This window comes from Bacteroidia bacterium, from assembly GCA_025056095.1.
Taxonomy (GTDB): Bacteria; Bacteroidota; Bacteroidia; order JANWVE01; family JANWVE01; genus JANWVE01.
This window is the reverse complement of the sequence record JANWVW010000071.1, coordinates 1-12,325: the sequence shown is the minus strand read 5'-3', so window position 1 is coordinate 12,325 and position 12,325 is coordinate 1. Positions and strand designations below refer to the sequence as shown.

General features: G+C 37.2%; 10 protein-coding genes. 2 read left to right on the top strand and 8 right to left on the bottom strand.

Features of this window, described 5'->3' with window-relative positions; translation table 11 throughout:
• The 3 genes from NZ519_07020 to NZ519_07010 all read right to left on the bottom strand — a co-directional run.
• A partial coding sequence (locus NZ519_07020) for a site-specific DNA-methyltransferase (protein ID MCS7028504.1) occupies positions 1-567 on the bottom strand: 567 nt, incomplete at its 3' end.
• 70 nt (positions 568-637) lie between these two features.
• Entirely contained in the window at positions 638-1,036 is a 399-nt protein-coding gene (locus tag NZ519_07015) for a hypothetical protein (GenBank protein ID MCS7028503.1), read from the bottom strand.
• Positions 1,005-1,949 carry a DNA adenine methylase gene (locus tag NZ519_07010; protein MCS7028502.1) on the bottom strand — a complete coding sequence of 315 codons (945 nt, stop codon included), beginning with the start codon at positions 1,947-1,949 and terminating at the stop codon, positions 1,005-1,007. The genes NZ519_07015 and NZ519_07010 overlap by 32 nt, the downstream gene beginning before the upstream one ends.
• A gap of 129 nt (positions 1,950-2,078) precedes the next feature.
• Between NZ519_07010 and NZ519_07005 the strand changes: the two genes are divergently transcribed.
• A complete protein-coding gene (locus NZ519_07005) occupies positions 2,079-2,204 on the top strand; it encodes a hypothetical protein (protein ID MCS7028501.1) in 126 nt (41 codons plus the stop codon).
• Here the strand turns inward: NZ519_07005 and NZ519_07000 are convergent.
• Both NZ519_07000 and NZ519_06995 read right to left on the bottom strand, forming a co-directional pair.
• The gene (locus NZ519_07000) at positions 2,201-4,282 is read right to left on the bottom strand and encodes a (Fe-S)-binding protein (protein MCS7028500.1); all 2,082 of its coding nucleotides are present in this window, start codon (positions 4,280-4,282) and stop codon (positions 2,201-2,203) included. The genes NZ519_07005 and NZ519_07000 overlap by 4 nt on opposite strands.
• Before the next feature lie 456 nt (positions 4,283-4,738).
• Positions 4,739-4,927: a hypothetical protein gene (locus tag NZ519_06995; protein ID MCS7028499.1), complete on the bottom strand. Its 189-nt coding sequence runs from the start codon at positions 4,925-4,927 to the stop codon at positions 4,739-4,741.
• A 78-nt stretch (positions 4,928-5,005) separates the two neighbouring features.
• On the opposite strand from NZ519_06995, the gene NZ519_06990 reads away from it, so the two are divergent.
• The gene (locus tag NZ519_06990) at positions 5,006-7,522 is read left to right on the top strand and encodes a putative LPS assembly protein LptD (GenBank protein MCS7028498.1); all 2,517 of its coding nucleotides are present in this window, start codon (positions 5,006-5,008) and stop codon (positions 7,520-7,522) included.
• Positions 7,523-7,657: 135 nt separating this feature from the next.
• Here the strand turns inward: NZ519_06990 and metE are convergent, their stop codons facing one another.
• The 3 genes from metE to NZ519_06975 all read right to left on the bottom strand — a co-directional run bounded on the left by metE (position 7,658) and on the right by NZ519_06975 (position 12,053).
• On the bottom strand, positions 7,658-9,961 hold the full coding sequence (gene metE / locus NZ519_06985; protein ID MCS7028497.1) for a 5-methyltetrahydropteroyltriglutamate--homocysteine S-methyltransferase: 2,304 nt from the start codon (positions 9,959-9,961) through the stop codon (positions 7,658-7,660).
• Between the two features lie 189 nt (positions 9,962-10,150).
• Entirely contained in the window at positions 10,151-11,185 is a 1,035-nt protein-coding gene (locus NZ519_06980) for a sel1 repeat family protein (GenBank protein MCS7028496.1), read from the bottom strand.
• Between the two features lie 88 nt (positions 11,186-11,273).
• Entirely contained in the window at positions 11,274-12,053 is a 780-nt protein-coding gene (locus NZ519_06975; protein MCS7028495.1) for a class I SAM-dependent methyltransferase, read from the bottom strand.
• Positions 12,054-12,325 lie beyond the last annotated feature (272 nt).

Here is a 12,325-nt window from a genome sequence, read left to right as displayed (position 1 = left end):
ATCTTTAATCAAAGTAGGTTGAAAATTAACAATTTGCTCTAGTATTATTCGGTTAGTTTCATTCAATTCTACTTTATTAAGTGGAGTAGTCTTTACTTTTGCCAAAAAACGAGCGAAAGGGTCAATATCAATTCCTACTGAATTTCTACTATTGAGCAGACACTCAATGTTGGTCGTTGCGCTGCCCATAAATGGGTCAAGTACCCAATCACCTGATTTTGAGTACTTTTGTATTAACCAGCGGGGGAGTTCGGGAAAAAATTTTGCGGGGTATTTGTGTATTCCGTGAGAAAAGCGGGTTTGTTCATAGCTTATGAAAAGAAACCTTTGCCCATTTTCAACGGGTAAATCTATGGGGATAGTTCCATCAACACGTACTAATTTTTCCCCAAATTTATTTTGTATTTCCTTGACATTAGAATTTTCGTCAAAAATGGACAAAATTTGAGGTACGTATTTGCGAATAAGTTTTTTTGCAACCTTGACTTGAATTTCTTGTATATCTATTGGGTAGTACATTATCCTGTAATTTTTTACAAATTTACGCGCTTTTCCAATAAAGCACATTAAAGAAGCCAGTTCTCAAAAATTAGTCCGCTTTATCCTAATATCTCAAATTTCGCACTTTTCAAGAGTTTTATACTATTATAGTCTTTCTCGTCTGCAAAACCAAATTCCTAAGTGCTACATTTCTGATTCCCCAATTTGTGAGGTTTCTATCAAAATCAAGTTTAGACTGATAAATATCTGCTTGTGTTGTAATCTCAGGGATATCAATGTAACCTTCACCTTGTAAAATAGCATACATACCATTTTTAACAGGTAGAATAAATAAATCATTATCTACGAAAACTTGTGGTCTGCTTTCTCTCGTGTCTTGTTTGCACAAAACACGGACTTCTCTTTCAGTAGTAGTCGTAAAGTTTGCAGTTGCTTTTTTGATTTGTTCAGCTGTCAAAATAAATGGACTTTTTGAAAAATCATGTTTGTAAATGTTGTATGTGTCAAAAATGGATTGCCAAGGTTTGTGGTTCATATGGATAGTTAGTGATTATCAGTTCGCTGATTTTGCCACGTTTGTTGCCATGGCAATTTATGGCTCTACTGGCTGAAACTCTAAAAATATTGTAGCCCTCAAATGCTCTTTCAAAAAAGTCATCTTCTGGGTTTTGGTTTTTGGGATCTGAATTAGAAAGCATCAATTTAGCTCCTTTTTCTTTGTCTAACTTTCGAAAAAATTGGGCTAATTGCAATTGTTCTTTGTCTGTAAATTCTGTTCCTGTGTAAGTGGTAAAACTGGCTGTTTGGCTGAGGGGTCTGTATGGTGGGTCAAAATAAACAAAAGTATTTTCGTTTACTTTGTCAAAACAGCTGGAATAGTCTGCTTGTCGGATTTCGGTATTTTGCAGTATTTTTGAAACTGCTAAAATATTACATTCGTCAAAAATCATGACATTTTTGTACTTTCCATAAGGCACATTAAACTCTCCTTTTGAATTTAGGCGAAAAAGCCCATTGAAGCAGGTTTTGTTCAAAAAAATAAATTGTGCTGCTCGGGGAATCCAATTATCAGACAACTTTTTATAGTTTATCTCAAATCGTTGCAAATTAAAATGCCTACGAACTGACAGAAAAAAATCGTTTCGTTTTTCTTGTTCTGTTTGGTCGTAATCTTTTTGATACTGCTCTAAGAAATCAAGCAAATCGTTAGGGCGTTGTTGAACAACTTGATAAGTTAAAATTAAGTCTTTATTGATGTCTGATAAGTACGCGTTTTGAATTTTGTAACGTTGAGCAATCGCAAAAAACAAGGCGCCACCACCTAAAAAAGGTTCAACATAATTTTTAATGATACCTTTTCTAAGTGCACTGGGATAATAGTTTTCAAATTGTTCTAAAAGCTGGCTTTTGCCACCTGCCCATTTTAGAAATGGTTTTGCTGGTGTCATGTTGATTTTTTGCAAAGTTATATTTTTTTGATTTCATTTCTAATCTAATATCAATATGGTTGTGTTTGGGTAAGTCTTTTGTTTCTTCACATAAAAGAGAATATCAAGGGTTAGATTTTAATTTTGGGCATGCCTTTGCCCACGTTAACGCTACGCGTAGGTGTACAAGGTCGGTGTGCTGCGGGCTACATGCGAAATACCCAGACCTTTGCGCAGCAAGGAGGCACGCCCAAAAGAACAAAAAAGTATTCTTAACTTTTAGCTACTAATTCTGCTTGCACTACTAACTCCGCAATATCAAATACTTGTGTTTGAATTTGCTCGTTTTCAAATTTCTTCTTTTTGACGCCATCGGTCATCATGGTCATGCAGAAAGGACAAGCTGCAGCAATAATATCAGGTTGTAAAGCTAGCGCTTCCTCGGTGCGTTCAATGTTAATTTCTTTTTTGCCCTTTTCGGCTTCTTTGAACATCTGTGCTCCGCCTGCGCCGCAACATAGCCCATTTTGCTTACTGCGTTTCATTTCTACTAAATCTGCATCTAACTGTTGTAGCACTTCTCTTGGAGCTTCATAAACTTCATTAGCCCTGCCTAAGTAACAAGAGTCATGGAACGTAATTTTTTTACCTTGAAAAGCCCCCTCTTTTACAGCAATCCTTCCTGTTTTGAAAAGTTCATTGATAAATTCACTATGATGCATAACTTCATAGTTACCGCCTAATTCAGGATATTCGTTTTTGATAGTGTTAAAGCAGTGCGGGCAAGCCGTAACTACTTTTTTAACACCGTAACGGTTCATGGTTTGAATGTTGGTCATGGCTTGCATTTGGGCTAAGAATTCATTTCCTGCGCGTTTGGCAGGGTCGCCTGTGCAAGTTTCTTCTAACCCTAAGACAGCAAAATCAATATTGGCAGCCTTTAGAATTTGGGCAAAGGAACGAGTAACGCGTTTGTATCTATCATCAAAGGAACCTGCACAGCCTACCCAAAATAAAACTTCGGGGGTTTTACCTTGTGCGGCATAATCTGCCATAGTGGGAATATTCAAACCTTCTGCCCAAGCAAAGCGGTCTGAGGGTGGAAAAGCCCAAGGTGCGCCATTATTTTCAATGTTAGACATCATGGTATTGAGGGCAGAGGGTGCTTCTGAACGTTCCATGACTAAATGTCGACGCATGTCTATAATGGTAGATACATGGTCAATATTGACAGGACAAGATTCTACACAGGCATTGCAAGTAGTGCAAGCCCAAAGTTCTTCGGGGGTAATTCTATCTAATAAGGAAGTATTTTCGTGATGCTGTGGATTTTTGAGCAATATATCCCCTACACTTTCCACAGTATCCCGAATGTCCATCATAATTTTACGTGGGCTAAGCAGTTTTCCTGTGATATTAGCAGGGCATACACTAGTGCAGCGTCCACACTCTGTACAAGTATAAGCATCTAAAATAGCTTTCCAAGATAAATCTTGAACTTCACGCACACCTAGGCGTTCGGGCATATCTGCGGGCGTGTGATTAGGGTCAATCATAGCTTTGACCTGGTCGGTAATTTCAGGCATGGTGTTGAGTTTGCCTTTGGGCGTTAAACGGGAATAGTACACATTGAAGAAGGCTAAAAAGATGTGAATATGTTTAGATTTAGGCAGGTAGTTCAAAAAGAGTAAAATTCCCAAGATATGTATCCACCAATTTATTTTTTCAAATACATAAGCTTGGGTTGTGGTCATGCTGCTAATAGCTTGGGCAATTAAACTACTAAACGGATAAATTCCTGCATATTGTTCGCCTGTGCTAGTGCAACGTTGAATATAGCCTGCATTCATGAACATAAAAGCTAGCATGATGACAATTTCAAATATGAGAATGAGATTAGCATCTGTGCGAGGAAAAGAGGTCATTTCTACCCCTGTAAAGCGTTTGACTTTGAGTACATTTCTACGAACGAGAAAAACACTGCAAGCAATTACGGTAAGTATCGCTAAAGTATCCCCCATTGCCATAACTACATCGTAAAAGCTGCCCAAGAATTTTAATACGTGGTCTGTGCCAAATATGCCATCAATGACAATTTCAGCAATCCAAATGTTGATAATAATGAAAGCTAAATACAAAATAAAGTGCAAAATAGCCACAGGTATATTTGTAAACATTTTACTTTGTCCGAAGGCTACTCGCCGTAAGAGTTTCAAACGCTGCTTTTTGTTATCCTTACGGTCAAGAGGTTTACCGATATGAATGAATTTATGTAACCTTTTAGCCTGCAAAATAAAATATACGATAGATGCAGTAAAGATGACTGTAAAAACAATTTGACTGATTATATTCATACTACAGTCTGCTATTAGTAAAGCAAAAGTAGTTTTTTTACTGTATTTGTAAAAAAATTTTTTAGGTTTGAGTTCATTTAGGGCAATTTTTACACAATAAATGAAGTAAGCAGGATTAAATATTGCTTTACAATAATTTGATTTACAGAAAGTAATCAGAGATAAAATTGGTTTTTCAAAAGAGCTGGGGTTTGTGGTAGGAATTTGACCAATGTATGCGTAAAGGCAACGATACTTATGTTATTGAGCCGCGGTTCTGAATAAGCTAGGTTAAGATTGGCTACCTTTGAATGTAAAAGCATAGAATTGCTACAAACCATGTAATATTTTTGAAAAAATTTTGTTTTAGTAAAATAGAAAAGCTATCAAGCATAGATGATTATGAGGAAGTTAGGTCAGAATATTTTAAAAATTAAAATGATTTTTTGAGGTTAGATGCGTTGGTTTAATTGAGGTTTATTTTGTATTCGGTATAAGGTTTTGAAAAAGTTTTGAGAGGGTTTTTAGTTTGTTGCGTGAGGCATGCGGAGGGCGTGCGTTAGCACGGTGCGGAGCGAAGCGAAGCACCGAAGCGATAGCGTAGCCCGTAGCACGCCGACCTTGCCCACACAAGCGCAAGCGAAGTGTGGGCAAGGGCACGCCCAAAATAAAATTAAAACAAAACAAACTTCGAACACAATACCCCTATAACTTATCTACCTCGGTTTTACCTATCTTTGCACTGTGATTCGTTTTATAGCCTTTTGGGCAGGGTTAACTTTATCTTTTTGGACTATTGCACAAAGGGATAGCATAACCTTTACTACACAAAAAGATACTCTCAACGTCAATCAAAATGAAGACTTTAAGTCAAAAGTAACTTACAAAGCCAAAGACTCCATCATTTTTGAAGTAGATAGAAAAATCATCCACTTGTATAAAAACGTCGTGGTAAATTATGAAGATTTAGAACTCAAATCGGACTACGTGCTTATCAATTACGGGGAGAATACAGTTATTGCAGAAGGATTGCCCGATTCAACAGGTAAAATACAAGGTAAGCCTCAAATGAAAGATGGCGACCAAGTATATTACGCAGATAAAATTATCTACAATTTCAAAACCCGAAGAGGTAAAGTATATCAGGTACGCACACAATTAGACCAAGATCAATTTATCCAAGCAGAAGCATTAAAACGAAGTAATGAAGCTAACGGAGTATATTATATCAAAAACGGCAAATTTACTACCTGTAATGCCGCTCAACCGCACTATTATTTTTTGTCTAAAAAAATGAAGGTCATTCCGAATGATAAAGTTGTAACAGGACCTGTACAAGCTCACATTGAAGACGTTCCTTTGCCCATCATCTTGCCATTTGGGTATTTTCCTAATAAGCCTGGGGGTAAATCAGGGATTCTATTTCCCATGTACGGCGAAAGCGTGCAACGTGGCTTTTTTCTACGAGATGGGGGCTATTATTTTGCTATATCCCCTAAAATGGACGCAGCTATACGCGGAGATGTGTATTCCAAAGGGGGGTTTGGTTTAAGAGCTACCACTAACTACAAAATTATTCAAAAATTGGACGGAAGTTTTACCGCAGACTATCAATATGTACCTAAAAGTAAGCCCGAAGATATTATTCAAGCTAATGAATTCAAATCTTTTACCGTACGTTGGAGTCATAGCCAACCGCTTAGCCCCACCGCAAGATTTACAGCTAATGTCAATGCAGGAACTACCAACTACAATCAAACTGCGAATAACCCCGAAGTCAATTTAGTCAATACGCTGCAATCTTCTGTTTCTTTTTCAAAGTCTTGGACAGGTAAGCCGTATTCTTTTTCAGCCAATCTGACACATTCCCAAAATAATGCTACTAAAAACGTAACTCTCGGAATTCCTGACATCAATTTTTCTCACAGTCGTATCAATCCTTTTAAGTCTAAAAACAGTGTCAAAAGTCATTGGTACGATAATATCGGAATTGCTTACAACGCTACTTTACGCAATCAAATTTCTGGACCTGATAGTATAGTTTTTTCTTCTCGCTCGCCAAGACTTTTTCAACATGGAGTAAATCATACTATCCCCATAGATGCGAACTTCAAAATATTTAAATATCTCACTTTTACACCTACTTTTACCTATCAAGAGCGATGGTACACACAGCAGTTCATTCATTCTTTTGATTCTGTGGCTAATACAGTAGTCATAGACACGTTGAGGGGTTTTTATATGCTGCGCAGCTTTAATACAGGAGTTTCTCTCAATACTGCTTTATATGGTACAAAGCTATTTCAAAAAGGGCGTTTAATGGGCATACGGCATGTAATTTTGCCCAACCTATCGTTTAACATTGTTCCTGACTACTCAAATAGTTTTTGGAATTATTACGGTAGATACAAAAATACCGCAGGGGTTGAGGTTAAATATCCTAAGTACAACGGCATATTTGGTACGGTAAGTAGTGGTAGGCAGCAGAACATCAGCTTTAACCTAAACAACACTTTGGATATTAAAGTTAAGCAAAAAGTATTGCAAAACAATGAGACTACCTATAAGCCCAAGAATATTCCTATTTTGGAAGGCTTTTCAGTAAGTGGTACATACAATTTAGCCGCCGATTCTTTGCGATTATCGCCAATAGCTGCTGCTGCTCGTACGCGTATTTTGAACGTGATTAACCTTGCTGCCAATGCAAACTTTGACCCTTATCAATCGGATACCTCGGGGCGAATTCGTTACAATAGGTTAGAAATTTCGCAATGGGGCTGGCAAAAAGGTAGAGTGGCGCGTTTAGTAAACGCAGGATTAGCCGTAGGTATTGCTCTTAGCGCAGACCTGTTCAAAAATAAAGGCAACTCTACTATAAACACAGAAGCACAGTATTTTTATACTACTCGTTACGTAGATTTTGATGTAGCTTGGACTTTTACAGCCAATTATACTTTACAATACACACAGCCTGGTGCGCCATACACTAGCAATGTAAGTCATCAGCTTAATTTTTCGGGGGATATTAACCTTACGCCCAAGTGGAAAATTGTAGGCAATTCAGGATTTGATTTTACTCAAAAGCGGCTATCTTATACTAATTTGTCTTTTGTTCGGGATTTGCATTGTTGGGAACTTCGTTTTAATTGGATTCCTTTGGGTATTTATCAGAGTTATACGTTAGAATTTAATATCAAGTCTTCTTTGTTGAGAGATGTGAAAATAAGTCGTAAGCGTAACTGGTTGGATAATTATAGGTAGTTTAGGTAGGTTTGAATGATAAAATTTTTTTGAAAAAAGAGGTAAGGTTTTTGGGTATTGATAGTTTAATTTTTTTGGGGGCCCCGCGGGCGGGGGGGCCAAAAAAACTCAATAAACTCTAAATCCCTAAAAAAATTATGCTTGATTTTCCACAGACATACGAAGTGCCTTAGCAGCACTAACCATTTCCGTCAAAGCTTTCTTAGTCTCTTCCCATTGGCGAGTTTTCAAACCACAATCAGGGTTGACCCAAAGCTGGTCAGCAGGGATAACAGCTTTGGCTTTTTCTAATAAGTGTATCATTTCATTTTTAGAAGGTACTCTGGGTGAGTGAATGTCATATACGCCGGGTCCTATTTCATTCGGATATTTGAAATCTGCAAATGCTTCTAAAAGCTCCATTTGCGAACGAGAACACTCAATCGTAATGACATCTGCATCCATCTCTGCTATTTCTTGTATAATGTCATTAAATTCAGAGTAGCACATGTGCGTGTGAATTTGTGTTTCATCTTTTACCCCTGATGAAGCAATTCGGAATGCTTTTACCGCCCATTGTAGGTACTCTTTCCAATCGGCTTTTCGTAAAGGTAGCCCTTCGCGAATAGCAGGTTCATCAATTTGAATAACCTTTATTCCTGCTTTCTCTAAATCCATTACTTCATCGCGAATAGCTAACGCAATTTGCATACAAGTTTCAGAGCGAGGTTGATCATCTCTTACAAAAGACCATTGCAGTATTGTAACAGGTCCTGTTAGCATACCTTTTACAGGTTTCTGCGTTAAAGACTGCGCATAAGAAGACCAATATACAGTCATAGGTTTTGGGCGAGCCACATCACCGAAAATAATAGGGGGCTTTACACACCTGCTTCCATAGCTTTGTACCCAACCATTTTGTGTAAACGCAAAACCTTCTAACTGTTCCCCAAAGTATTCTACCATGTCATTTCGTTCAAATTCGCCATGTACTAAAACATCAATACCTATCTCTTCCTGCCAACGAATAGCTTTTTCAATCTCCGCTTTGACTAGTTTATCATACTCTTCCTTGCTAATTTCACCTTTTTTTAGTTTTGCCCGCCATGAACGTACTTCCGCAGTTTGTGGAAATGAACCAATAGTTGTAGTTGGAAATAAAGGTAAGTTAAGAGCTTTGCGCTGCTTTTCTCTGCGAATTGAAAAAGTGCTGCTTCTTTTTGCATCGTTTTCAGTTATTTGCTGTACTCTTTCTTTTACTTTCTGATTATGTATAAGTTGAGAATTTTTTCGGCTTTCAATAGCTGATTGATTAGCTTTTAGCTTTTCTAATGCGGAAGAATGTTGAGTGGTGGCAAGCTCTTTTAAGGTTACTACTTCCTCAATTTTTTGTTTAGCAAAAGCTAACCATTGTTTTATTTCAGGATTTAACTGAGTCTCAAAGTCTAAATCACAAGGGGAGTGAAGTAATGAGCATGAGGGAGCAATCCAAACGCGATCTTGACCTATTCTACTTACTGCTTTCCCTATCAATTGTAATGACTTTTCAAAGTTATTTCTCCATACATTTCTGCCATCTACTATGCCGAGCGATAAAATTTTATCCTTCGGTAGTGCGTTCAAAACTTCGTCTAATTGTTCAGGACTGCGAACTAAGTCAATATGTAGAGCAGAAACAGATAAAGACACTGCTAACTCTAAATTATCTCTCAATCCTTCAAAGTATGTTGCAATTAAGGTTTTAAGAGCAGGAAATGATTTTTGTATTTCTGAATATGCGTACTTGAAAGCTTCTTTTGCTTTTGGTTCAAGATCCAAAACCAAGAAAGGCTCATCAAACTGAATCCAACCTACCCCTTGCTCTACTAAGGATTTGAGTATTTGAATGTAGACAGGTAACAAGTTTGTGATTAAGTCAATACGGTCAAAGTTTGAGTCTTTTTCCTTGCCTAATAGCAAATAAGAAACAGGACCTATAATAACTGGTTTTGTATCAATTCCTGCTTTTTGGGCTTCTAAAAACTCTTGTAGAATTTTATTTGAAAATAGCTTGAAGGTTTGATTTTTTTGAAATTCAGGAACAATGTAGTGATAGTTAGTATCAAACCATTTTGTCATTTCCATGGCAGTGATATCCCAACCATTTTTTTGGTATCCTCTTGCCATGGCAAAGTATAGGTCAAGTTCGTGAGTGGATTGAGTGAGAAAGTTATGGTAGCGTTGAGGAATAGCCCCTACTATAAGACTCATGTCTAGCACTTGGTCATAAAAAGAAAAGTCATTAGAAGGGATGATATCTATTCCTATCTGTTTTTGCAATTGCCAATTTTGTAGGCGAATCTTTTTTCCTACTTCTATCAATTGGTCTATGGATATTTTTCCTGCCCAGTATTGTTCACAAGCTTGCTTTAGCTCTCTGTTGCTACCAATTCTTGGATAGCCAAGGTTTTGCGTTTGCATTTTAGTTAGATTATTAGATGCACGCAAAGATAAAAAATACAGTACAAACTTACATAATCGCACTTAAAACTCTTTATGAGCAACAGTTATATTCTGCCAACTCCACAGTAAAAAATATCAAAAAACGCATATTCACTTTTATGCTTATTTATGCTTATCCAAACAAATTACATTTTGTTAAAAAACTATTTATTGTATCGCTTTGAGATTATGTTCGTTCCAAGCTTTTTGTATCGCTGATTTTTGTTCTGATGTAAGTTCTTTACTACTGTATGCTTTGGATAAATAATTTTTAGCCAGCTTTTTATCTGCACCTTTGTATCGTTCATCCAATAGAATAAAACCAAATTCCATTTGAGCTAAGGAATGATTTTGGTCAGCAGCTTTTTGATAGTATAAAGCCGCTTTCTCTAAATTTTTATTTGTCCCCTCTCCATTTTGATAACACCTGCCAACGTAGTAACAAGCTTCTGGATGATTTTTTTCTGCCAATTCCTGCAAAATTTTAAAACCTTTACCTTTGTTTCCTGTACCTGCTTTACCTTGCAAATACAATATACCCAATCTCAATTGAGCAGGTTCATGTTTTTGTACCATTGATTTTTGGTAGTATTGAACAGCTTTTTCTATACTAATAGGTGTTCCTTTACCTTCTTCGTGCAAAACTCCACAAATGTACTGGGCTTGTGCATCCCCTAATTCCGCCAATTTTTGATACCAAAAAAACGCTTTTTCGTAGTTTTGACTTACACCTTTGCCTGTGTAGTAGCTCTCTGCAAGAGTTTTTTGCGCATCCGCATAGTTTTGCATAGCAGCAGTTTCTAACAAAGTGATAGCTTTTGCAGTATCTTTTGACGCACCAATTCCATTAAGCAGCATAAAACCTAGTGCGTTCATAGCTTTGATATTTCCCTTTTCCGCTGCCTTTTGATAATACTTGACCGCCGAAGCATCATTTTTGGCTACGCCTTTGCCTGTACTGTATAAGTATCCTAAATTGTATTGTGCTTCTGCATCTCCTTGTTCAGATGCTTTGAGTAGCCATTGCGCAGCTTGTTGAAATTGTACTTTATCCATTAAACATAAAGCCAAAGCAACTTGTGCATCCACATCTCCCTCTTGGGCTAACTTCTCATACTTCTGATAGCATTCTCTATCCGCTTGTGCCTGTAAGCTTGTGTGTAACAAATAAATTCCTACGCATAAAGCAAAACAAACTTTCATAGTCTAACGAGAATACGCTGAACAAAAGTACAGTTTTTTAAATAAAAAGAAAACCGACATAAGCTTTGGCGTACTGCAAAAAGTTGAGTTAGTAGTGTAAAATAATGTTTTGCTTGGCTAATCTTGAATTGAAAAAGCAAATACCTATCTGAAACAAATCTATGCTTAGAGTTACCTTTGGGTGAGTGTAAATGTACTTCCAAGCCCTGCACATTCCTTTTGACCAATGGATATCATCAAAAATAAGCAGAGTACCTGCATGAACGTGTGGTAAAATAAGAGTAAAATATTTTTGTGTGGCTTCAAAAGTATGGTTCCCATCTACAAAAACAAGGTCAATGTACGAATGTTTTTCAAGAATCTGCGGTAACACATTTTCAAAACTACCTTGAATTAGAATGAGTTTGGTAGAATCAAAATCAGATAGACAACTTTGGGCTATTTGTAACCGTTGTGGCGAACCTTCTATGCTGTAAAAGTGTGTTCCTGTAAAGTCATGGCACAAGTATCTTGTGCTTATTCCAAAGCAAGTGCCTAACTCTATCATAATTTGGGGCTTGAAGTAGCGTACAATTTGATGAAGAATATGCCCATACTTGGGGACAATAGAAGAAGTTTTAGCTACTCGAGCCACGGTTTCTGTACCTGAGTTCTTTCCCGTTCCTAAATCGTGTTTGGCAAGCTGACTTTTATTTGCATACAGTTGTCTTAAAATAGGCAAAATGTGTGTTTGATAGAGCATATCTTTACGTGCAGGCTGAATAACATTTTGCCAAAATTCAAACACAAAAGGCGAGTGAATGTTATAGACTGTATCCGCAAAAAGGTGGTAGATAAACCATTCTTTTAGTCTAAACAGTGTATTCATTTGAAGTTTGTGCTATAAAATACTGTTGGCTACAAAATTGTGGATAGTCTGAAAAAAAGTTAGTGGGCTTCACGGTTGCAAAAGTAAAAACAAACTCATCATTGTGGTATTGAGTAAACATTTTCATTTGTGGGTTTTGTCCAAGCTATGAAAGCATTTTAATGGATAAGAATTTTATTTATTTTTTGGGCGTGTCCCTTGCTGACGCAAGGGTCGGGGCATTCCGCACTGCGCTTCGCTACGGTGCTTCGCTAACGCTTCGCACTGCCCTT